The organism is Roseomonas populi, assembly GCF_024594815.1.
Taxonomy (GTDB): domain Bacteria; phylum Pseudomonadota; class Alphaproteobacteria; order Acetobacterales; family Acetobacteraceae; genus Roseomonas; species Roseomonas populi.
The window spans coordinates 45324-66485 of the sequence record NZ_JANJOU010000011.1; the positions used below are offsets into that span (position 1 = coordinate 45324).

Annotated in this window: 18 protein-coding genes; 3 read left to right on the top strand and 15 right to left on the bottom strand. The window is 72.9% G+C overall.

What is annotated here, in order from left to right; genetic code table 11:
- Positions 1-258 precede the first annotated feature (258 nt).
- Both gshB and NRP21_RS14800 read right to left on the bottom strand, forming a co-directional pair.
- On the bottom strand, positions 259-1206 hold the full coding sequence (gene gshB / locus NRP21_RS14795; protein WP_257716987.1) for a glutathione synthase: 948 nt from the start codon (positions 1204-1206) through the stop codon (positions 259-261).
- Positions 1207-1326: 120 nt separating this feature from the next.
- A complete protein-coding gene (locus NRP21_RS14800; RefSeq protein WP_257716988.1) occupies positions 1327-2637 on the bottom strand; it encodes a vanadium-dependent haloperoxidase in 1311 nt (436 codons plus the stop codon).
- 376 nt (positions 2638-3013) lie between these two features.
- Here NRP21_RS14800 and NRP21_RS14805 point away from each other — a divergent pair, with 376 nt between their 5' ends.
- Together NRP21_RS14805 and coaE are read left to right on the top strand one after the other, a co-directional pair.
- The gene (locus NRP21_RS14805) at positions 3014-3880 is read left to right on the top strand and encodes a shikimate dehydrogenase (protein WP_257716989.1); all 867 of its coding nucleotides are present in this window, start codon (positions 3014-3016) and stop codon (positions 3878-3880) included.
- Between the two features lie 39 nt (positions 3881-3919).
- Positions 3920-4516, top strand: a complete 597-nt coding sequence (gene coaE / locus NRP21_RS14810; protein WP_257716990.1) for a dephospho-CoA kinase — start codon at positions 3920-3922, stop codon at positions 4514-4516.
- A 287-nt stretch (positions 4517-4803) separates the two neighbouring features.
- Here coaE and NRP21_RS14815 read toward each other — a convergent pair whose 3' ends face one another.
- The 3 genes from NRP21_RS14815 to NRP21_RS14825 form a co-directional block, all read right to left on the bottom strand.
- Positions 4804-5823 carry a DUF808 domain-containing protein gene (locus NRP21_RS14815; protein ID WP_257716991.1) on the bottom strand — a complete coding sequence of 340 codons (1020 nt, stop codon included), beginning with the start codon at positions 5821-5823 and terminating at the stop codon, positions 4804-4806.
- Between the two features lie 131 nt (positions 5824-5954).
- Positions 5955-7331, bottom strand: a complete 1377-nt coding sequence (locus tag NRP21_RS14820) for an ammonium transporter (RefSeq protein WP_408639629.1) — start codon at positions 7329-7331, stop codon at positions 5955-5957.
- Between the two features lie 29 nt (positions 7332-7360).
- Positions 7361-7699 carry a P-II family nitrogen regulator gene (locus NRP21_RS14825; protein ID WP_209375727.1) on the bottom strand — a complete coding sequence of 113 codons (339 nt, stop codon included), beginning with the start codon at positions 7697-7699 and terminating at the stop codon, positions 7361-7363.
- 157 nt (positions 7700-7856) lie between these two features.
- Between NRP21_RS14825 and NRP21_RS14830 the strand changes: the two genes are divergently transcribed.
- Positions 7857-9203 (top strand): FAD-dependent monooxygenase, encoded by a 1347-nt coding sequence (locus NRP21_RS14830; protein WP_257716992.1) that lies wholly within the window; start codon positions 7857-7859, stop codon positions 9201-9203.
- Positions 9204-9259: 56 nt separating this feature from the next.
- Here NRP21_RS14830 and NRP21_RS28045 read toward each other — a convergent pair whose 3' ends face one another.
- The 10 genes from NRP21_RS28045 to NRP21_RS14880 form a co-directional block, all read right to left on the bottom strand.
- Positions 9260-9454: a hypothetical protein gene (locus NRP21_RS28045; protein WP_408639632.1), complete on the bottom strand. Its 195-nt coding sequence runs from the start codon at positions 9452-9454 to the stop codon at positions 9260-9262.
- 38 nt (positions 9455-9492) lie between these two features.
- Entirely contained in the window at positions 9493-11910 is a 2418-nt protein-coding gene (locus tag NRP21_RS14840; protein WP_257716994.1) for a PAS domain-containing protein, read from the bottom strand.
- A 137-nt stretch (positions 11911-12047) separates the two neighbouring features.
- Positions 12048-12929 (bottom strand): class I SAM-dependent methyltransferase, encoded by an 882-nt coding sequence (locus NRP21_RS14845; protein WP_257716995.1) that lies wholly within the window; start codon positions 12927-12929, stop codon positions 12048-12050.
- The gene (locus NRP21_RS14850) at positions 12926-13915 is read right to left on the bottom strand and encodes a GNAT family N-acetyltransferase (protein WP_257716996.1); all 990 of its coding nucleotides are present in this window, start codon (positions 13913-13915) and stop codon (positions 12926-12928) included. Before NRP21_RS14850 ends, NRP21_RS14845 begins: the two co-directional genes overlap by 4 nt.
- Entirely contained in the window at positions 13900-14943 is a 1044-nt protein-coding gene (locus NRP21_RS14855; RefSeq protein WP_257716997.1) for a glycosyltransferase, read from the bottom strand. The genes NRP21_RS14850 and NRP21_RS14855 overlap by 16 nt, the downstream gene beginning before the upstream one ends.
- Positions 14940-15680: a PIG-L deacetylase family protein gene (locus NRP21_RS14860; RefSeq protein WP_257716998.1), complete on the bottom strand. Its 741-nt coding sequence runs from the start codon at positions 15678-15680 to the stop codon at positions 14940-14942. The genes NRP21_RS14855 and NRP21_RS14860 overlap by 4 nt, the downstream gene beginning before the upstream one ends.
- Positions 15681-15721: 41 nt before the next feature.
- On the bottom strand, positions 15722-16531 hold the full coding sequence (locus tag NRP21_RS14865) for a TIGR04290 family methyltransferase (RefSeq protein WP_257716999.1): 810 nt from the start codon (positions 16529-16531) through the stop codon (positions 15722-15724).
- Positions 16528-17295 carry a sugar phosphate nucleotidyltransferase gene (locus NRP21_RS14870; protein ID WP_257717000.1) on the bottom strand — a complete coding sequence of 256 codons (768 nt, stop codon included), beginning with the start codon at positions 17293-17295 and terminating at the stop codon, positions 16528-16530. Before NRP21_RS14870 ends, NRP21_RS14865 begins: the two co-directional genes overlap by 4 nt.
- Positions 17296-17575: 280 nt before the next feature.
- A complete protein-coding gene (locus tag NRP21_RS14875) occupies positions 17576-18658 on the bottom strand; it encodes a CgeB family protein (RefSeq protein ID WP_257717001.1) in 1083 nt (360 codons plus the stop codon).
- Between the two features lie 224 nt (positions 18659-18882).
- Positions 18883-21159, bottom strand: coding sequence for a xanthine dehydrogenase family protein molybdopterin-binding subunit (locus tag NRP21_RS14880; protein WP_257717002.1), 2277 nt, complete (start codon positions 21157-21159; stop codon positions 18883-18885).
- Positions 21160-21162 lie beyond the last annotated feature (3 nt).

Below are 21162 nucleotides of genomic sequence, written 5' to 3' on the forward strand. Positions count from 1 at the left end.
CGAGGCCCCCGCCAAGGGGAAGAAGGAATCCTTCCCCCTGGACCCCCATCATCTTCTTCGGGGCTGCCGCGGTATGTGGGGGTGTTTCGCGAAGCGGCTTTTTGACTCGGCGGCGGCGCGGGCTGCGTTGTCCCGCGCCGAGCGGCATCGCCGCTCGGCGAACCGCAAGCTCCGCGTTCTGCGGCAGCCCCCTAGAAGAAGATGAGGGTGGGGGTTCCAGGGGGAGGGAGAATTCCTTCTCCCTCCCCCTGGGGCCGCTCAGCGCTTCGCCTCGATCGCGTCCCAGATGGCCTTCTCCAGGTGGACGCCGTCGAAGCGGGCGACCTCCTGCAGGCCCGTGGGGGAGGTGACGTTGATTTCGGTGAGGTAGCCGCCGATCACGTCGATGCCGACGAAGATCATACCGCGGGCCTTCAGCTCCGGGCCGATGGCGGCGCAGATTTCCTTCTCGCGGTCGGTCAGCGTCGTCTGCACGGCCTTGCCGCCGACATGCATGTTGGAGCGGGCCTCGCCCTCCGCGGGGACGCGGTTGATGGCGCCCATGGCCACGCCGTCCACGAGGATGATGCGCTTGTCGCCCTGGCGCACGGCGGGGACGTATTTCTGGATCACTAGCGGCTCGCGGGAGCGCTCGGTGAACATCTCGATCAGGGAGTTCAGGTTGGAGTCGTCGGGGCGCAGGTGGAAGACGCCGGCGCCGCCGTTGCCGAAGAGCGGCTTGACGATGATGTCGCCGTGCTTCTCGCGGAAGCGCATGATCTGCGTGCGGTCCGCGGTGACCAGCGTCTCCGGCATCAGATCCGGGAAGTGGGTGACGAAGAGCTTTTCCGGCGCGTTGCGGACGCTGGCGGGGTCGTTCACCACCAGGGTCTTCGGGTGGATGTGCTCCAGGATGTGGGTGGCGGTGATGTAGGCCATGTCGAAGGGCGGGTCCTGGCGCATGAGCACCACGTCCGCATCCTTCCCGAGGTCCAGCTCCACGCGCTCGCCGAAGGTGAAGTGGTCTCCCTTCACGCGGCGCACCTCCACCGGGTGGGCCCAGGCAGTGACGCGGCCGCCATGCAGGGCGAGGTCGCGCACGTGGTAGTGCCAGAGGGCGTGGCCGCGGGCCTGGGCCTCCAGCATCAGGGCGAAGGTGCTGTCGCCCTCGATCCCGATGCTTTCCATCGGGTCCATCTGCACCGCCACCCGCAGGGTCTTCGACATGGATGTCCGTCCGTGATCGCGTTCCCGGGGTTGGTGGCATTCCTCGCGGCCTGGCGCCAGGGGGGGAGGTCGTCCCCTGCCTTGCTCTCCAGGGGCGGGAATTCCCGGGCGGACACCTCTCTAGGCTGCTGGCGGCACCTGGGTCAGCGCGCGGGCGGCGACGGCGCCGCCGATCCGCTCTCCCTCCTCGCAGGCGGTCCGGAAGTGGGCGCCGCACCAGACCCGGCTGTCGGAGCATTCGCGGCGCACCGCGGCGAGGCTGGAGAAGTCGCGCGTCGGGTGGCCCTCGCGGTCGAGGGCCTGGTAGCGGAGCGGGGCGTCGCCGAGCAGCCCCGCGATGATGAGCGTGCCGACGGTGATGTCCACGCTGTGACCTGAGGGATGGTCGGGGTGGTAGGGCGTCGTGAGGAGGGGCCGCCACTGCGGGTCGGGGGTGATGCCGGGGCTGCCGAGGTTGATGGCGGTGACCGGGCGCCAGAAGGAGAAGTTGGCCTTCGCGCCGTAGGCGAAGACGTCCGCGTCCGCGTTTGCGGTGGCGAGGATGGAGACCATCCGGGCCGTGTCCCACAGCCCGCCGCGGGGCGGCTGGGCGGCGAGGCGGCTGAGCAGCACGATCATGAGGTTGCGGTGCAGGAGCTGCGGCACCCAGAAGCGGGCGGCCTCGGCCTGCTCCGCGGTGCGGACCGTGGAGTCGGTGCCGCCGATGCGGCGGACCTCCTCCACGACTTCGCGGTAGCGGGCGGAGGACAGGCTGGGGGGCGGCGGGCCGTAAAGGGTGCTGCGGTCGGGGAAGAGAAAGGGCGGGTCGAGGTAGAAGTAGGTGTTGTCGCCGCGGGGCGAGGTGGACCGCCACACGCCCTCTCTGTCGGATACGGCGTAGCGCCGGCGTTCTGGCGGGGTGGCGCCGGCCCGCGCCAGGGTGGCGGTGCCGACCGCGGTGCCGAGTGCGATCGCGGCGGCGCGGGCGGATCCGGAGGGTTCCCGGGCCACGCAGGCGGCGAGGAGCGCGTCGGGCTCCGCGCGGGGGGCGCGGCTGACGAGGATCGTGTGCGCGGCGGCGGAGACCGCGACGAGGGGTGAGGCGCCGGCGCCGGACGGCTCGGACGGGGTGCGGGGAAGCCAGCGCTGGTAGCGGGGCTCGATGGCGTTCAGCGTGTCGTGCATGGCCCGCATGGTCAGGGCGACCGTGTTGGTGCGGGGCCACAGAGTCTCCTGCGCGCCGCCGAGGCGGGAGGCGAGGTCGATCCAGTCGACGACGGGGTTGTCGAAGCCAACCGGCTTGCCGGGGCCGGCATCATGCCCGGCCGGCCGCATGGTCGCCTCCTCCGGCATTCTCTCCGGCATCTCTGGCGCGCAGGCGGAGAGGGCGGCGAGGGCGGGTGCGCCGCCCAGCAGGGCGCGGCGGGGCAGCGTGAACTTGTTGGTTGCCATGGAGCACTCCCCCGACGTGTTCGCCCGATGCACGGATTCGGCCAGGATAGATTCGGCTCGGCGCTCGGCTGGTGTACAAAGGTTAGGACCGCTTGCTGCGGCCGTCTTGAAGATTCACGGCGTGGAGCGGCGGCGTCCATCGGTTGCCGCTGCCGGAGCGTCGCAAACCGTTGCCGCTACCGGAACATTGCCGGCCGTGCCGGGGCGTGGCGGCGGGCCTGACGAGGGGGCGGCCGGATGGCCGCGATGTGGATCGGCGCCTGGCGTGCATTCTCGTCCCGTGACCCGGGACCGCTGGGCAGGTCCGTGGCATTCCCCGAGACGTGGGTTCCTGCGCCCCCTGCCGCCCGGGACGGGGCTGGGCTATGCCCGCGGGATGCAGGCGCCCCGCACCCTGACCGGAAAGAGCCGGCTGGCCGGCATTCTCGGCCATTCCGTTTCCCACTCCCGCTCCCCCCGGCTGCACGGCTTCTGGCTGGAGCGGCACGGGATCGACGGGGCCTATGTGCCGCTGCCGGTGGAGCCCGGCGGGTTCGCCGCCGGAATTCGCGCGCTGGCCTCGCTCGGGTTCCGGGGGGCGAACGTGACCATTCCGCACAAGGAGGCCGCCTTCGCTGCCTGCGACCTGGTGGATGAGGAGGCGCGGCGGATCGGGGCGGTGAACACGCTGGTCTTTCACGGGGACGGGCGGATCGAGGGCTGGAACACCGACGGCTGGGGGTTCCTGCAGAGCCTGGGGGAGCAGGCGCCGGATTTCCGGGCGGATTCGGGGCCGGCAGTTGTGCTCGGGGCTGGTGGCGGGGCGCGGGCGGTGGCGCACGCGCTGTTGGCGGCCGGGTGCCCGCGGCTGACCCTCGTCAACCGCAGCCCGGCGCGGGCGGAGGCGCTGGCGCAGGAGCTGTCGGCGCATGGCGCGCCGGTGGACGTTGCCTCCGGGCCGCCGCTGGAAGGGGCCGCGCTGCTGGTGAACACCACCAGCCAGGGGATGCAGGGGCAGCCGCCGCTCCAGATCGATCTCGGGCCCCTGCCGGCCGGGGCGGTGGTGGCCGATATCGTTTACGTGCCGCTGGAGACGCCCCTTCTTGCCGCCGCCCGCGCGCGGGGGCTGGCGGCCGTGGACGGGCTGGGGATGCTGCTGCACCAGGGGCGGCGGGGGTTCGAGGCCTGGTTCGGCGTGCTGCCGGAGGTGACGCCGGAGCTGCGGGACTTCGTGGCCTCCGACATCCCCCGGCATCCCGCATGAAGGCCCGTGTATGAAGGCCCGTGTATGAAAAGCTTGGGTATGAAGGTTTGGGGCCTGACCGGCGGGATCGGCATGGGGAAGTCCACCGCCGCCACGACCTTTCGCCGCCTGGGCGTGCCGGTGTTCGACGCGGATGCCGCCGTGCACCGGCTGCAGGGGCCGGGCGGCGCGGCGGTGCGCCCGATCGAGGCCGCCTTTCCCGGCACCACGCGCGAGACGCCGCGCGGCCGGGCCGTGGACCGCGAGGCGCTGCGCCGCGCCGTGCTGGGCCATGACGCGGCGATGAACCGGCTGGAGGCGATCGTGCATCCCCTGGTGCGCCGGGAGGAGCGCCGGTTCCTGGCCGCCGCGCGCCGCCGCGGGGCGCGGCTGGCCGTGCTGGACGTGCCGCTGCTGTTCGAGACCGGAGGGGAGCGGCGGGTGGACCGGGTGGTGGTGGTCACCGCGCCCGCCGCGACGCAGCGCGCGCGGGTGCTGCGGCGGAAGGGCATGAACGAGGAGCGGCTGGCGGCGATCCTGGCCCGCCAGGTGCCGGACCGGCTGCGGCGGCGGCGGGCGGACCATCTGGTCCATACCGGGTTGTCGCGGCACTACGCGCAGCGGGCGGTGCGGCGGCTGGTGATGCAGGGCGGGTAATCCGCTTTTCTGATCCGTGGCCGCGGGGTGCCCCAGGGAGGCGCCGCCTCCCCGGACCCCTCCGCTGGGGACCCCAACGGGGGTCCCCAGACCCCAGCGATCGGGCTGCCGCGGATGCGGTGATCGGAAGCGGCGCCAGAGGATCTTCGATACGGTCCCGACCGCCATGTCAGCCGCCGAGGGTCATGGAGCCTCGGCGTACCTTCAGCCGAGCCTTCCGCGGCAGCCTTGAAGAAGAAGATGAGAGGGGGTCCAGGGGGGAGAGAATTCCTTCTCTCCCCCTGGGGCTACCCGCGCACCCGCCGGAGAAGCGGGGCAATCCCATGCTCCACGACCGGGATCAGCACCGCCCCGAGCAGCAGGCCGAAGATCCCAGACACGGCGGCGCCGGCGAGCCAGCCCAGGAAGGGTCCGATGGCGGGGATGGTAGCGGCCGCCGCGTGGGAGGCGGTTTCGGAGAGGTGGGCGGGCTGGGGCAGGCCGAAGCCTTCCAGGCCGTGGATGATGATGCCGCCGCCGACCCAGACCATGGCGGCGGTGCCCACGACCGCGAGGACGCGGAGGAAGACGGGCATGCCGCGGACCAGGCCGCGCCCGACGAGCTGGGTGAGGGGGCGGAGGAGGCGGTCCGCGGCGGTCGGGAGGCCGGTGCGGCCGAAGGGGCCGGTGACCGGGCGCTCGGCGCGGGCGAGGGCAAGGCCGGCGTCGTCCGCCTTCACGATCAGGCCGACGCCGCCATAGACGAGCGCGGTGAGGGCCAGGCCGACCGCGGCGAGGATGATGGCGCGGAAGAGGAAGGAGCCGTCCGGGATGCTGGCGAGGGAGATGGCCATGATCTCGGCGGAGAGGATGAAGTCGGTCTGGACGGCGGATTGGACCTTCGCGTCCTCGAAGGCGCGGGGGTCTTGCGGGGCCTTGCCGGTCACGTGCTCCGGGCCGTGGGCGCCGTGGGGGTGCAGGGCCTCGTAGATCTTCTCCGCGCCCTCGTAGCAGAGATAGGCGCCGCCGAGCATGAGGAGCGGGGTGATAGCCCAGGGGGCGACGGCGCTGAGGAGGAGGGCCGCGGGGAGGAGGAAGAGGAGCTTGTTGCGGACAGAGCCGAGGGCGATGCGCCAGACGACGGGGAGCTCGCGGCTGGGGCTGAAGCCCGTGAGGTAGCGGGGGGTGACGGCGGCGTCGTCGATCACGACGCCCGCGGCCTTGGCGCCGGAGCGGGCCGCCTGGGCGGCCACGTCGTCCAGCGAGGCGGCGGCGGCCTTGGCGAGGCCGGCCACGTCGTCCAGCAATGCGATCAGGCCCAGGCTCACGCGCACCTCTCCTCGCGGGGATCGGGCGGTTAACCGGCGGATGGAGCGGGTGTTGCTTCCCGGACAGAAAATGAAAGGCCCCGGCGGATCGCTCCGCCGGGGCCCTTCGGGTCAGGGGATGGCCGGGCGGATCAGCCCAGGCGCTCGCCGTGCAGGGTGACGTCGAGGCCCTCGCGCTCCTCCTCCTCGGTGACGCGGAGGCCGACGATGACGTCCACGATCTTCAGCAGGATCCAGCTGGCGATCGCGGTGTAGACGAAGGTGGCGACCGTCGCCTCGGCCTGGATGATGAACTGCGCCATGCTGCCCGAGGTGCCTTCCGGCAGGGCGGTGGTGGCGGAGAGCGGGCCATAGGCGAATACGCCCGTCAGCAGGGCGCCGACGATGCCGCAGAGGCCGTGCACGCCGAAGGCATCGAGGCTGTCGTCGTAGCCGCACCAGTGCTTGAGGGCGGTGGCGCCCCAGAAGCCGGTGAGGCCGGCGACCACGCCGATGATCAGCGCGGGCACGGGCAGGACGAAGCCCGAGGCCGGGGTGATGGCGACGAGGCCGGCGACGGCTCCGGAGATGGCGCCGAGGACGGAGGGCTTGCCCTTCACGGCCCACTCAACGAACACCCAGGCGAGGGCCGCGGCGGCGGCGGCCACCTGCGTGACGAGCATGGCCATGCCCGCGCGCGCGCCGGCGGCACCGGCGGAGCCCGCGTTGAAGCCGAACCAGCCCACCCAGAGGAGGGAGGCGCCGATCACGGCGAGGGCCAGGTTGAAGGGCGACATGTTGTCGTGCCCGTAGCCCACGCGGCGGCCGAGGACGACGGCAGCGACGAGGCCGGCCACGCCCGCGTTGATGTGGACCACCGTGCCGCCCGCGAAGTCCAGCGCGCCGAGGGCGAAGAGCCAGCCGTTCGGGTGCCAGACCCAGTGGGCGATCGGGGCGTAGACGATGATCAGCCAGAGAATCGTGAAGAGCACCATGGCCGAGTACTTCATCCGGTCCGCGAAGGCGCCGGTGATGAGGGCCGGGGTGATGATGGCAAACGTCATCTGGAACATCAGGAAGACCGTCTCGGGGACCGTGAAGGCCACCGCCGCGTCACCCGAGCCGAGGGTGAAGGGCTTGTCCCAGTTCTCCGCCACGCCGCGGAGCAGGAGCTTGGAGAGGTCGCCGACATAGGCGCCGCCCTCGCCGAAGGCGAGGCTGTAGCCGATCACCATCCAGACGATCGTCGCGATCGCGGTGATGGAGAAGGACTGCATCATCGTGGCCAGCACGTTCTTCTTGCGGACCATGCCGGCATAGAAGAGCGCGAGGCCCGGGATCGTCATCATCAGGACGAGGGCGGTGGAGGTGAGCATCCAGGCGGTGTCGCCCGCGTTCACCGTGGCTTCCGCGGCCGCTTCGGCGGCGGCGGGCGCGTCCTGCGCCATGGCGGGGGCCAGGGCGGAGCCGGCCAGCAGGACGGCCGCGGCGGCGGCCATCCCCAGCCAGCCGCGCGAATTGGGTCGCATCGTCGTTTCCTTGTTCGTCAGCATCGTGTTCACAGGGCCCCCGCGTCGGTCTCGCCGGTGCGGATGCGCAGCGCCCGCTCCAGGTCCAGCACGAAGACCTTGCCGTCGCCGATCTTGCCGGTGCGGGCGGTGGTGGCGATCGCCTCCACGACGGCGTCCACCAGCTCGGACGGGACGGCCACTTCGATCTTCAGCTTCGGGAGGAAGGAGACCTGGTACTCCGCGCCGCGGTAGATCTCGGTCTGGCCCTTCTGGCGGCCGAAGCCCTTCACCTCGGTCACGGTCAGCCCCTGCACGCCGAGCGGGGTGAGCGCCTCGCGCACCTCGTCCAGCTTGAACGGCTTGATGATAGCCATCACCAGTTTCATCGTTTCGCGGCCCCCTTCCTCCGCTGTGCGGGGGGTTTAATGCGAGTTGCGTGCCATGCGGTTACACACGCCGGCGACACGCGGGGGGATGGTTGCGTGGGCTGGCGGGCTGCCCAAATCATGGGCAGAACACCGCGCCGTGATGCAGGAAGACCCGATGATGCCGACCCCCGAACCCGCGGATGCAGAGCTGGACGTGCTGGTGATCGGGGCGGGGCCGGCTGGCGGGACGCTGGCGGCTGCGCTGGCGACGGCGGGGCTTTCCGTTGCCGTGCTGGACGCGCAGGCGCTGCCGCCGATGGAGCTGCCGGCCTTCGATGGCCGGGCCTATGCCATCGCGGCGGGGAGCCGGACGCTGCTGGACGCGGCGGGGGTGTGGGCACTGATCCCCAGGGAGCTTTCGGGGGAGCCCTGCGCGATCACGGGAATCCGGGTGAGCGACGGGCGGCCGGGGGAGCGGCCTTCGCGCCTGCACCTGCACTTCGATGCGAAGGAGATGGGGGCCGGGGCGACGGGGGAGGAGGCCTTCGGCTGGATGGTGGAGGCGCGTTCCCTGCGCGTGGCGCTGAACGCGCGGCTGGCGGCACTGCCGAACCTGGAGGTGCTGGCGCCGATGACGGCGGAGCTGGAGCGGCGGGCCGAGGGGGTGGTGGCGCGGCTGTCCGACGGGCGGGTCGTGCGGGCGCGGCTGGCGGTCTCGGCCGAGGGGCGGAACAGCAGCCTGCGGGGCGGGGCGGGGATCGGGGCGGCGCGGCTGGACTACCGGACGCACGCCATCGTCTGCGCCATCGCGCATGAGCGGCCGCACCGGGGCGGGGCGCTGGAGGCCTTCCTGCCGAACGGGCCCTTCGCGCAGCTGCCGCTCTCGGACGCCGATCCGGCGGGCGAGGGGGAGCGGGCGCAGGCGGCGCGGGAGGGGTTCCCGCACGCATCCGCCATCGTGTGGTCGGAGCGGGCGGATCTGGCGCCGCACTTCATGGCGATGGGGCCGGAGGCCTTCGCGCGGGAGGTGACGCGGCGGATGGGCGACCACCTGGGTCGGGTGCGGCTGGTGGGGGGGCGGTGGTCCTATCCGCTCTCCGCGCTGCAGGCGATGCGGTTCACGGACACGCGGCTGGCGCTGGTGGGGGATGCGGCGCACGGCATCCATCCCATCGCGGGGCAGGGGCTGAACGTGGGGCTGCGGGACGTGGCGGCGCTGGCGGAGCTGCTGGTGGCGGCGAAGGCGCGGGGCGAGGATGTGGGCGGGCCGGCGCTGCTGGCGGCCTACCAGGCGGCGCGGCGGCCGGATTCCCTGGTGATGCTGGGGGCGACCCACGCGCTGGAGCGGCTGTTCGGGAATGATTTCGCGCCTGTGCGCGTGGCGCGGCGGCTGGGGATCGCGGCGGTGGACCGTATGCCCGGGCTGAAGGGATTCTTCGCGCGGCGGGCGATGGGGATGGGGGGCGGGGCGGCGTCCTCGCTGCTGCCGGGGTTGCTGTCCCGGCGGGGAATGGCGGGGTAGGGGCGCCGCGCCCGCCCGCGCATCTCCGGGGAGACAGGGGAAGGGGCTTCGGCGGCTCAGGCGAAGTGGAAGTCGGCCTGGCTGAGGGCGTTCGGCGCGTCGGCATCGATGCGGAGCTGGTCGCCATCGCCGTAGGACACGATCAGGTCGTCGCCGTCATTGCCGCTCAGCCCGTCGTTGCCCGCGCGTCCGGCGATGCGGTCGTCGCCCGCCCTGCCCCGGGCGATGTCGTCCCTGGCGGTGCCGCGGATGAGCCGGTCACGCCCATCCCGGGCGGGGCCCTGCCCGCCTAGGCCTTCCCTTGCGGATGGCGGAGGCCGGTGGCCTCCGCGATGGCGGCCACGAGCTGGCGCGGCTCGACGGGCTTCTGCAGCCGCGCCACGCCCGCGAACTCGGGCAGGATCGCCGCCTCGTCGTAGCCGGTGATGAACAGGAAGGGCACGCCCCGCGCCCGCAGCGCCCGCGCGAGCGAGAAGGACGGGCCTTCCCCGAGGTTGATGTCCAGCACCGCCCAGGTCGGGGTGGCCCGCTCCAGCACCTCCCGCGCCGCCGCCTCGGTCGGGCAGGGGCCCAGCACCTCCGCGCCCGCACCTTGCAGCGCGCTCGCGGTGTCGATCGCGATGTAATAGTCGTCCTCCACCACAAGGACGTGCTGCCCTGTGAGGTCGGCCGCGTTCCGCATGTCCAGCATCCCTCCGAACACTGTGATGGGGGCTGGCGCGCCGGTTTCCAGGATGCTGGCCCCGTCCCGCAGCGGGAATTCGATGCGGCAGCGCGCGCCGCCGGGATGGAAGGTGATCCGGCCATCTCCGCCCAGCTCGTAGGGGATGCGTCCCTCGATCAGCTTCGTGCCGAAGCCGCGGCGGCGGGGAGACGCGGGAGCCAGCGGCTCCGGCGCGCCCTCCTCCTCCCAGTCGAACAGGAGCCAGGGCGCGCCGCGCCGCTCCTCCGACGTCCAGCTCACCCGCACCTGGCCTTCCGGCACGGAGAGCGCGCCGTACTTCACCGCGTTGGTCGCGAGCTCGTGGACGGCCAGGGTCAGGACCTCGGCCACTTTCGGCGAGAGCGTCACCTCAGGGCCGGAGAGGGCGTACTGCCCCTTGTGCCCCGCCGCCGCCAGCTCGTCGCCGACGACGGCGGTGATGCCCGCCCTCATGTTCGCCGAGCGGGTGAGCAGGGCCTGCACGCGGGCAAGGGTGAGGAGGCGGCCGGAGATGAGGGTGCGGTACTCCTCCACGTCCGAAGCGCCCTCCGCGGTGCGGCTCGCGACAGAGCGGATCACCGCCATGATGTTGCGCACCCGGTGCTGCAGCTCGGCCAGCAGGACGCCCTGGTGCTCGGCGAGCAGCCTGGCCTCCGTGATGTCGGAGGCGATGGTGGCGATGCGGCGCACGGCGCCGTTCTCGTCCTGCAGCGGGAAGCCCGTGCTCCGGATCCAGCGGAAGGACCGGTCCGTGGGGCGGAGGATGCGGTACTCCTGCACGATCCTCTCGCCGGCGCCGATCCGTGCGACGCGGCGGGAGACCTCCTCCCGCTCCTCCGGCACGATCAGCGCGCTCAGCAGTCGTGGTTCGGCCAGGGCCTTGTCCGGCGCCACGCCGAAGATCGTCTCCAGGGCGGGGCTCGCGAACTCGAAGGCGAAGGTGGCGGCGTCTCGCACCCAGAGGGCGTCCGAGGAGGAGGCCGCGAACTGCCGGAAGCGCTCCTCGCTCTCGCGCAGCGCCGCCTCGGCGCGGGCGCGCTCCACCGCGGCCCAGATGCGCTCGGCGACCTCGCGCATCAGGCCGACCTCGTCCTCCCGCCAGTCGCGGGGGTGGGACGCGGTGACGCAGAGCGCGCCGACCAGGCGGCCCTCCTTGATCAGGGGCGCGCCCATGCAGGCGATGATCCCGAGCGCGGCGCTGATGGGCCGGTCGGCCGGGGGCACGAGCCCTGATGTCCGCGTGTCGCTGACGACGTGGCGATCCTGGTAGAGGTTCGCGACCGCCCACGCGAAGTCCGCGATCCGGTGCTCCCCGGCCAGGCTTGGGGCGCCCCCGCGCACGAAATCCTGCGCGACCCGGGCGGTGCCCGCGGCCTCGTCCACCTCGACGTAGTAGGCGCGGTCCACGTCCAGCTGCTCGGCCAGGATGCGGCAGGCGGCCTCCTGCAACCCGGCCGGACCGGAGAGGGGGCGCAGCGCGTCGCTGAGCTTCAGGAGGAAGGCCTGCCGGGCCTCGCTCTCGCGCAGGGCCGCCTCGCTCCGGGCGCGGGCCTCCTCGGCGAGGTGGCGGGCCGTCGTCTCGATCATGGTGACGAGGATGCCGGCCACCTCGCCGTCCTCGATCCGGAGGGGGCTGTAGGTGATGGTGAGCCGGACATTCTCCGGCGTGCCCTCCGGCGTGCCCGAGCGCTCGAGCGGGTAGAGGGTGTCCTCGAAGGTGAGGGTCTCGCCCCTGCGGACCCGGGCGTAGATGGGTGCGTTGATGTGCCAGACCTCGGGCCAGCACTCCCGCGTCGGCTGCCCGAGCCCCCTGGGGTGCTTGGCGCCCATGAGGTCGCGGTAGCCGTCGTTGTAGATCTGGATGAGGTCCGGGCCCCAGAGCGCGATCATGGCGAAGCCGTGCGGGACCAGCAGATCCACGGCGGTGCGCAGGCTCGGCGGCCAGGCACCGGTGGGGCCGAGCGGTGTCCCGGGCCAGTCGAAGGCGCGGATGCGCCGGGCCATCTCGCTGTCCCCTATGGGCCAGGTCCCGGCGGCAGGGAGGGGGGCGACCATGGCCACAACCTATCGCCTGAGCAGTGGCGGGATAATGGTGCCGGCGGGGTATTTCCTGGCGCGCTGGCGGATCGCGCCCGGCCTCCTCAGGGGCTGCGGGGCCTGCGGAACAGGAAGGCGCGGCCGTCCCAGAGGGTGAAGGGGGTGGTGCCGTCATGCGCGAGGTGCCAGCCGCCCTCCGCGGCCCAGCGGGCGGCGTCGGCGCGGTCGGCCCCGGGGGTGCCACGGTAGGAGAGGTTCAGGACCGCGAGGGCGCCGCCGGGGCGGAGGAGGTGGGCGGCGTCGCGCATGTGGGATTCCGCGATGCCGGCCTGGACGAGGTAGGGGAAGCTGTCCACGGCGAGGATCAGGTCGAAACCCGCCGCGGGGTGGCCGGCGAGGCCGGTGCCGGGGGTGGTGGCGAAGCGGAGGTTGGGGAGGTGGCCGTGGCGGCGGCGGGCCTCCTCGATCATGCCCGCCGAGACGTCGAGGGCGAGGACGCTGCGGCAATGGGGGGCGAGGGCGGCGGCGACGCGGCCGATGCCGCAGCCGAGGTCGAGGACGTCCTTATCCCCGGCGATCAGGCATTCCCGGGTGAGCCAGGCCAGGATCTCGTCGGTGGCGGCGGCGAGGATGGCGGGGTCGTTCAGGGAGTAGGCGGCGACGCTGGCCTCCGGCGCGCGGGCGACGGCGCGGTCGAAGATCCTCGCGATGGCGGCGATGGCGGATTCGGGGGTGGCCCCGGTGGCTGGGTCCACGGGGTCGTGGTCCACCTCGGCCTCGCGGAGCATGGCGGCGAGGGATGCGAGGGCGTCGCTTCGGGCCGCGAGGGCGCTGAGGCGGTGCCAGGCGGGGTTCCCGGGGGCCTCGTGCGGGGCGAGTTGGGCGGGGATCTGCTCGGGCGGGGTGCCGGTGAGGAGGAGGCGGGCGAGGGCCACCTCCGGGGAGAGGTGGCCGGCGAGGCAGAGGGCGACGGGGTTCTCGCTCATGCGCGGGTGAGGCGGCGGCCGGTGTTCACGCGGTCCTGCGCCCCCCAGCCGTATTTGTAGGGCTCGGCACCGCGCAGGAAGTGGATCTCGCGGAGGCCTTCCGCGACGGCGCATTCGATGAGGTGGCCGAGGAGGAGGGTGCCGGGGCTCTCGAAGGCGCGGGCCTCGTCGAAGCCGCCGATGTAGAGGTGGAGGCGGCCGGGGCCTGCGAGGGTGTGGAAGATGGCCGCGATCTCTCCGCCGATCCTCAGGGCGTGGAGGCGGAGGGTGCCGGCGGCCTGCAGCTCGGGCAGGGCGGCGCGGTGAAAGGCGAGGACGGCCGGGTCGGCGAGGACGCCGCCCTCCTCGCCCTTCCGGGTCCAGCGGGACCCGTGCAGGGCGACGAGCTTTTCCCAGAGGGAGGGGACCTCATCGGGCTTCGCGGTGGTGGCGGACCACCCGCCGGCGCGGTCGGCGCGGTGGCGGGACATGCGGAGCTTGCGGAGGGTGTTGGAGGGGACGGGGCCGCGCAGGGCCTCGATGGAATCGGGGAGGGTGAGGACGGGGCAGGGCTCGCCGCCCCAGGTCTCGGCGCGCCAGCCCGGCGGGGGATCGGCGGCGAGGAGGGCGGCGTCCGGCGGGAGATCGGGGAGGTCGCAGGGGGCGGATTCGTTCGCCAGGGCGGTGGCGAGGAGTTGGGTGATGGCGTCCGGCGGGGCTTCGGGGTCGAGCAGGGCGTCGGTGTAGTCGGTGATGCCGACGCCCATGGGGAGGAGCTTTGCCGTGCCGTTCTCCTCCAGGCGGTAGAGGGGGAGGAGGGCGCGGAGGGTGCCGTGGGCGTCGCGCAGGGTGGCGACGCGGGGGTGGGGGGTACCGAAGACGCTCCACCAGGGGAGGAGCCAGGCGTGGGCCTGGAAGGGGCGGGCGCCGGCACGGCGCCAGAGGGCTTCCCAGTCCTCGCGCAGGGCTGGGATGGCCTCGTTCGTGGTGATCAGGTCGCGGCGCATAGCTGTCTGTAGAGGGCGATGTAGTCGGCGGCCATGCGGGTGCGGGAGAAGCGGGCGCGGGCGGTGGCGCGGATCGCCTCGCGGTCCAGGGTGGCGGCGAGGGGGATGGCCTCCGCCATCTCGGCGGCGTCGTTCACGAGGAAGCCGGTGATGCCGTGCTCCACCACCTCCGGCAGGGCGCCGGAGCGGAAGGCGATGACGGGGGTGCCGCAGGCGGCGGCCTCCATGGCGACGAGGGAGCTCGTCTCGGGCGCGGTGCTGGGGATCAGGAGGCAGCGGGCGGCGGCCAGCAGGCGGCGCTTCCGCGTGAAGCCGAGGGGGCCGAGGAAGCGGCGCCGCGCGTCCAGGCGGGGGGCAATGTGGTCGGCGAAGAAGGCCTCGTGGGCGGGGTAGGGGAAGACGGCGCCGCCGATGAGGAGGGGGATGCCGGCGCGGTGGGCGGCCTTCAGCGCGTGGTGCTGGCCCTTCTCCTCGCAGATGCGGCCGAGGGTGAGGGCGTAGTTCCGCGGGGCGTGGCGGGCGGTGGCCAGTTCCTCCACGGGCACGCCGTTGGGGATGGGGGGGAGGATTGCGGTGCAGCCGGGCGGGAGGGCGGCGTGCTGGGCGGCGGAGACGGTGTGGAGCCAGGTGCGCGGGCGCACGGGGGCGAGGGCGGGGGCGGTGTACCAGCCCGGGGGGAGGTGCAGCGTTGCCAGGACCGGCGGGCCGGGGGGCGGGAGGTAGGCGTGGAAGTCGATGCCGTGAAGGTGGATGGCGTCCACGGGGGTTTCGGCGAGGGTGGCGGCGATGGCGTTCGCGGTCTCGGCCTGGGCGCGCCGCGTGGCGGCTTCGTCCAGGTGGCCGATCGGGCGAGGGATCGGGCGGAGGGTGCCGGCGGTGGTCGAGCCCTCCTGCGCGATGACGATGGAGCGGTGGCCGGCGGCGTGGAGGGCGTGGTCGAGGGTGGAGAGGACCTGCTCGGCGCCGCCGACGGAATCCGGGCCGACGGGGGCCAGGGGATAGGCGACGGAGAGGATGGTGAGGCTCATCGCGCGAGGCTGTCGCGCGCGGCGGTGGCGAGGGCCTGCCATCGCGGGAAGTCGAGCCCCCAGCCATAGCGCTCATAGAGGGGCTGGCCGGGGTGGGGCGGGGCGGTGAAGTCGTGCGCGGGGGCCGGGCGGAAGCGTTCCTGCTCCACGGGGAATTGCGCGAGGGTGGCTTGCTGGGTGGCGAAGGCGGCGAGCATGGCGCGCTTGCGGGCCTGTTCTTCCGGCGTGAGGTCGAGGGTGGTCGGTTCCGGGCCGGGGAGGAAGGTGGCGAGGGCCCAGCCCTGTTCGGCCGCGTGGTAGAGCGGGAACTCGATCAGGCTCCCGATGCCGGCGAGGCGCGCGGCGGCGGCGGCGATGAGGGCGGTGGCGTCGTGGTCGGGGTGGCCGCCCTCGTAGGCGTGGGTGAGGACGGCCTGCGTGCCGTGCTGGCGCAGCCGTTCCGCGAGGGCGCGGGCGAGTTCGGGCATGGCGTGGGTGGCGCCCTGGTCGGCGGCGCCGAGAGTGGTGCGTTGCGCGTGGACGCCGCCGATGGAGAGGGCCGCTTGCAGCTCGCGGGCGCGGGCCTGGGCGTAGGCTTCGGCGGTGGCGAAGCCGGCGGCGTTGGCGTCCGCGAGGTTTCTCGGGGCGCCGTCCGTCACCTGCACGATGAGGAGGTTGCGGAAGAGGGGGAGGACGGCGCCGGCGGCAAGGGTCTCGTCATCGGGATGCGCGATGACGAGAGCCGCCGGCGCCTCCACCGGCGCGCGCGCGGCGAGGCGCGCGAGCAGGTCTCGCGTGTTCAGGTGGAGGTATCCGGGGCAGTGGGCGCGGTGCCGCCGCCTTCCTCGTCCTCCGGGCCGCGCGCGGGGTAGACGGCGCCGTAGAAGGCCTGGCTGCGGAGAGCGCGGCGGCAGAGGAAGACTTCGGGCTCCGGCTCGGCCTCGATGGTGAAGCCGGCGGAGCGGAGCATGGCGGCGGAGGCGGCGCGGTTGGGCGCCCACCAATTGGTGAAGTCGTTGGAGTACTCGCCCTCGATGAAGTGCAGCTTGGGGTAGCCGGGCTCGTCGAAGATCGCGGTTTCCGTGAAGGGCGGGTTGGGCGGGATCCTTGCGATCTCGTCGCTGCCGCGCTGCATGGACTGGTAGAGGAGAAGGTCGCCGGCCACGTGCTCGAAGATGAGGTCCAGCGCGAGGAGCGGGTGGCGGAGGTGGTAGAGCACGCCCATGAAGACCACCACGTCGAAGCGCTCGCCGAGGCGGGCGACGTCGTAGACGGAGAGGCGGCGGAACTCGATGTCCAGGCCTTCGACTTCGGCGGCGAAGCGGGCCTGGGCGAGGTAGTCGTCGTCAAAGTCGATGCCGAGCACGCGGGCGGCGCCGCGGCGCTTCATCTCCATCGAGTAGAAGCCGCCGTTGCAGCCGATGTCGAGCACGGTCTTGCCCGTGAGGTCGGCGGGGATGACGTGGGCGAAGTTGCGGAACTTGTTGGCGGGATAGTCGCCGAGGAAGTGGTCCGGCGCGGTGCGGACGCCCTGCAGGTCCAGGTTGTGGAACCAGGGGCCGAGTTCCGCCGCCCGCGCGGCGATGGCATTGGGTGTCCAGCTGCTCATGCGGTTTCTCCGGCCTGCTGCCCCGTCCTTTGGGGCGCGTCGAGGAGGCGGGAGGCGTCGCGGTAGCCGTTCAGCGTGCCGGTATCGACGTAGCTGGTGCCGGCCCGCACGCCCCAGGCGGCGTTGCCGCGCGCGATCCAGGCGTTGATGAGGGTGCCGATATACTCGTCCTGACGGTCGCGCGCTTCCCAGAGCGCGTGCAGCGCGCGGAAGACGTGGCCGGGCATCTTGAAGGCGCCCCAGATCCAGTGCGTGGCGGCGTCCGGGCGCTTCACCTGGATCTCGCGCACGCGGCCCTCCTCGTCCGTGTCCACGGCGTCGAAGAGGGTGGGGTTCTCCACGGGGAAGAGGAGGAAGGCGAGGCGGTCATCCGGCAGGCGGCGCAGGGCATCCGCGGGGAACCACACCGTGTCGGGCAGGCCGATGATGACGCACTCGTCGTCCCGCACGAAGGGAACGGCGCGGAAGATGGCGTCGCAGAGGCCCGCCGCGCGCTCCTGCACCGCGTAGGCGATGTCGGCTGTGGCGTAACGGGCGCCGTAGTAGCGGAGGATGTCCGACTTCAGCGGCGAGATGACGAAGAGGATTCGGTCGGCACCGCCGAGCACCATGCGTTCCACGAGATGTTCGCTGACGGCGCGCGGGCGCTCCGTGCCGTTCTCGTCCATGCGGCTGCCGACGGGGAGCAGCTCCTTCGAGAAGGCGAGGGGCTGGATGCGCGTGCCCTGACCGGCGGCGGGGATGATGCCCCAGATCTTTGTCATCGTTCTGGTGCTCCGGGCTGCCCCAGGGAGGGGAGAAGGAATTCTCCCCTCCCTGGAACCCACCCCTCATCTTTTTTTGCAAGGCTGCCGCGGAATGTGCGGCTGTTTTGCGCCGAGGGTCTATGACCCTCGGCGTGGGACGTGATGGTTCGTGCCCAACGCGAAGCAGCGGGCATCGTATCCGCGGTAGCCCGATCGCGGGGTCCGGGGTGGCCGTTGCCACCCCGGTGGAGGGGTTCCAGGGGAGGCAAAGCCTCACCTGGGGCCACCGGGGCTGCCTTCATGCGCGGGAGAGGGCCGGGGAGGAGGCGGCTTCGATGGCCTCCACCATCTCGCGCGCCCGGCGGGCGGCGGTGTGCTCGGCGAGGCAGCGCTCGCGGCCGCGGCGGGCGATGGTGGCGACCGCTTCGTCGGATAGGTCGAGGGCGGCGAGGGCTTCCTCGGTGGTGGAGGCGATGAGGATTTCCCGGCCGGGCTCAAAGAAGGTGTCGAGGCCGTCCCAGTTGTCCGAGAGGAGGGCGACGTTGCAGGCGGCGGCCTCGAAGAGGCGGCCGGAGGGACACCAGCCGGAGGCGGCCATGGCGGCGCGGGTGATGTTCAGGGTGAGGCGAGAGCCGGCGTAGAACGCCGCGTGCTCGGGCGGGGGAAGGTGGCGACGGAACCAGATGTTCTCGCCCCAGGGAAAATCCTTCGGGTACTGGGCGCCACCGATGACAAAGCGGGAATCCGGGCGCTGGCGCGCGGGGGCGAGGAAGAGGGTTTCGAGGGCGGCCTGGCGGTCCTCGGCATAGGTGCCGAGGTAGGAGAGGGCGTAGCGGTCGGCGGGGGCCGGCGCAGGGGCGTGGATGGTGGGGTCGGCGGAGCCGTAGAGGGGGGCGACGCGGCGGGCGCCGAGGCGGGTGCGCAGGGCGTCCAGCGCGGCGCCGCCGGTGTAGGAGAGGACGAGGTCGAAGCCGCCCAGGCCTTCGGGACCGATGTAGCCGACGTCCTCCCCCGCCTCGAGGCGGGCGAGGGTGACGGGGGTGTCGAGGTCGTAGAAGACGCGGAGGGCGCGGGAGTCCATCAGCAAGGCGGTCGCTGCCTGCGCATCGGGGCAGTAGGAGGTGACCATGCCGGCATCGCATTCGGCCAGCGCCCGGCGGGCGCGCGGCAGGGCCTCGGTCCAGTCCTTGTAGAGGACGAGCTCGCCGCCCTCGGGCAGGGCGTGGAGGTCGCGGTTGTCGGCGTAGTAGGGGACGTCGCGCTCGAAGAAGGTGACGCGGTGGCCTTCGGCCAGGAGGGCGGCAATGAGGGCGCGCCAGAGCGCCGCGTGGCCGTTCCCCCAGGAGGAGGAGACGGCGAGGCCGAAGACGACGAGCCTCATGCGGCGTCGTCTCTCCGTAGCGCGGGAAGTTGGGCAGGGGGCATCGGGGACCGTCCGGAAAGGCAGGTACAATCCTGGCCCCGTTGCCGCGAGCATCAAGCCGCCATGGCTTCACCATTGCGTAAGGGCGGGGGTTTGTTCGCCCGGGGACGTCCTGGTGGAGAGAAGGAATTCTTCTCGGACTCTCCTGCGTACTTGCGCGTGATTTCCTTTCCTGAAGCGTGTCAGGGCGAATCGCGCAGGGCCTGCCAGATACGCTCGGGCGTGGCAGGCAGGATCAGGCGGGCGGCCGATTCGGGCGGCAGGGCGTTCGCGATGGCGTTGAGGATGGCGGGGGGCGCTGCGGTGGTGCCGGCCTCGCCGGTGCCCTTCACGCCGAGGGGGTTGGTGGTGGCGGGGACCTCGATGTGCAGGCTGCGGATCGGCGGCACCTCCTCCGCGCGGGGCAGGGCGTAGTCCATGAAGGTGGCGGAGAGGAGCTGGCCTTCGGGGTCGAAGGCCACCCGCTCCGTGAGGGCCTGGCCGAGGCCCTGGGCGACGCCGCCGGTGATCTGGCCCTCCACGATCATGGGGTTGAGGACGCGGCCGCAATCGTCCACGGCGAGGTAGGCAACGACATCCACCTGGCCGGTTTCGGGGTCGATCTCGACTTCGGCGACGTGGCAGCCATTCGGGAAGGTGGTGGGGGCGTGGACCTTCGCGGTGGTGTCGAGCGGGGTGCCGCGCTCGGCGGCGCTGGCGGCGACCTGGGCGAGGGTGACGGCGGCGGGGCCGGCGTGGAAGGCGCCTTCCCGCCATTCCAGGGCGGGCGCCTCGGCCTGGAGAAGCCCGGCGGCGATGGGGCGGGCCTTTTCCAGCACGGCGTCGGTGGCGAGGGCGATGGCGCCGCCGGTGGTCATGGCGGAGCGGGAGGCGACGGCGCCGAAGCCGGGGACGTCGCGGTCGCTGTCGCCGGCGGTTAGGTGGATGGCGCTGCGGGGCAGGCTGAGGCGCTGCGCCGCGAGGGCGCCGAAGACGGTCCCGTGGCCCTGGCCGCTGGAGACGGGGTTGATGCTGACCTGCACCGTGCCGTCCGGCGCGAAGGCGATGCGGGCGGGTTCCTCCGGCATGACGCCGGCGTTCTCGACGAAGCAGGCCAGGCCGATGCCGCGGAGCTTGCCGCGCGCGCGTGATTCGGCGCGGCGGGCGGGGAAGGTGTCGAGCTTCGCGGCCTGGAGCGCGGTGTCGAGGATGCGAGGGAAGTCGCCGCTGTCGTAGGTGGTGCCGACGGCGGTGCGGTAGGGCATGCGCGCGGGCGGGATGAGGTTGCGGCGGCGGAGATCGGCGGCGGGCTCGCCGCGCAGGCGGGCGGCTTCCTCCACCGTGCGTTCCAGCAGCAGGTTGATCTCGGGGCGGCCGGCGCCGCGGTAAGGGCCGGTGGGGACGGCGTTGGTGAAGGCGAGGCGCGTGCGGAGCGCGATACGGGGGATGTCGTACATCCCGGGCAGGCACATCATGACGAGGCCGGTGGGGACGAAGGGCGCGGCCTGGGTGAGGTAGGCGCCGAGATCGGCCAGGCCTTCGACGCGAAGCGCGAGGAAGCGGCCTTCGGCGTCCAGCGCCAGTTCGGCGGTCCAGTCGCTGCCGCGGCCCTGGTTGTCCGTCAGGAAGGCCTCGCTGCGGGTGGAGGACCAGTGGACGGGGCGGTTGAGGATGCGGGCGGCGGCGAGGAGGGCGGGGTATTCCGGGTAGTTGCCGGACTTCATGCCGAAGGCGCCGCCGACATCGCCGCTGATGACGCGCACCTGGTCCTGCGGGACGCCCATGGCGGCGGCGACGCCCTGGCGCATGCCGGCAGCGCCCTGGGAACCGACATGGAGGGTGTAGCGGCCGTTCTCGTGCACGGCGGTGGCGGCGCGGGGTTCGAGGGAGGCGACGACGAGGCGACCAATGGGGATGCTGACGCGGGCGACGAGGGCGGCTTCCGCGAAGGCGGCGTCCACCTCGGCGGCGGCTTCGGGGTTGGGGCCAATCCAGTCCAGGGCGAGGTTCCCCGGAGCTTCCGGCCAGAGCTGCGGGGCACCCTCAGCCAGGGCGGTGGTGGGGTGGGTGACGGCGGGGAGGGGGGCGTAGTTGACGGCCACGAGTTCGGCGGCGTCCTGCGCCTGGGCTGCGGTTTCCCCGACGACGAGGGCGACGGCCTCGCCGAGATGGAGCACACGGTCCGCGGCCAGGGCGGGGCGGTGGACGGGGCGGATGGGGGTGCCGTCGCGGCCCTTCACGGGCATCGGGACCGTGACGCTGCCGGGGATGGCGAGGTCGGCGGCGGTGAGGACGGCGAGGACGCCCGGCATGGTGCGGGCGGCCTCGGTCTCGATGCCCTCGATCCGCGCGTGGGCGTGGGGCGCGCGCACGAAGGCGGCGAAGGCGGTGCGGGGCAGGCGGAGGTCGTCCGCGTAGCGGCCCTGCCCGCGCAGCAGCGGGGCGTCCTCGATGCGGCGTTCGCGGCCCCAGGACGCCATGCG

What these genes read in the sequence shown, in the direction of transcription:
- gshB (WP_257716987.1), bottom strand. Translation starts at nt 1,206, where the DNA reads ATGTCGAAGACCCTGCGGGTGGCGGTGCAGATGGACCCGATGGAAAGC.
- NRP21_RS14830 (WP_257716992.1), top strand. Translation starts at nt 7,857, where the DNA reads ATGATGCCGACCCCCGAACCCGCGGATGCAGAGCTGGACGTGCTGGTG.
- NRP21_RS14855 (WP_257716997.1), bottom strand. Translation starts at nt 14,943, where the DNA reads ATGAGCCTCACCATCCTCTCCGTCGCCTATCCCCTGGCCCCCGTCGGC.
- NRP21_RS14805 (WP_257716989.1), top strand. Translation starts at nt 3,014, where the DNA reads ATGCAGGCGCCCCGCACCCTGACCGGAAAGAGCCGGCTGGCCGGCATT.
- NRP21_RS14880 (WP_257717002.1), bottom strand. Translation starts at nt 21,159, where the DNA reads ATGGCGTCCTGGGGCCGCGAACGCCGCATCGAGGACGCCCCGCTGCTG.
- NRP21_RS14845 (WP_257716995.1), bottom strand. Translation starts at nt 12,929, where the DNA reads ATGAGCGAGAACCCCGTCGCCCTCTGCCTCGCCGGCCACCTCTCCCCG.
- NRP21_RS14800 (WP_257716988.1), bottom strand. Translation starts at nt 2,637, where the DNA reads ATGGCAACCAACAAGTTCACGCTGCCCCGCCGCGCCCTGCTGGGCGGC.
- NRP21_RS14840 (WP_257716994.1), bottom strand. Translation starts at nt 11,910, where the DNA reads ATGGCCCGGCGCATCCGCGCCTTCGACTGGCCCGGGACACCGCTCGGC.
- NRP21_RS14820 (WP_408639629.1), bottom strand. Translation starts at nt 7,331, where the DNA reads ATGCGACCCAATTCGCGCGGCTGGCTGGGGATGGCCGCCGCCGCGGCC.
- NRP21_RS14825 (WP_209375727.1), bottom strand. Translation starts at nt 7,699, where the DNA reads ATGAAACTGGTGATGGCTATCATCAAGCCGTTCAAGCTGGACGAGGTG.
- NRP21_RS14850 (WP_257716996.1), bottom strand. Translation starts at nt 13,915, where the DNA reads ATGCGCCGCGACCTGATCACCACGAACGAGGCCATCCCAGCCCTGCGC.
- coaE (WP_257716990.1), top strand. Translation starts at nt 3,920, where the DNA reads ATGAAGGTTTGGGGCCTGACCGGCGGGATCGGCATGGGGAAGTCCACC.
- NRP21_RS14870 (WP_257717000.1), bottom strand. Translation starts at nt 17,295, where the DNA reads ATGACAAAGATCTGGGGCATCATCCCCGCCGCCGGTCAGGGCACGCGC.
- NRP21_RS14875 (WP_257717001.1), bottom strand. Translation starts at nt 18,658, where the DNA reads ATGAGGCTCGTCGTCTTCGGCCTCGCCGTCTCCTCCTCCTGGGGGAAC.
- NRP21_RS14865 (WP_257716999.1), bottom strand. Translation starts at nt 16,531, where the DNA reads ATGAGCAGCTGGACACCCAATGCCATCGCCGCGCGGGCGGCGGAACTC.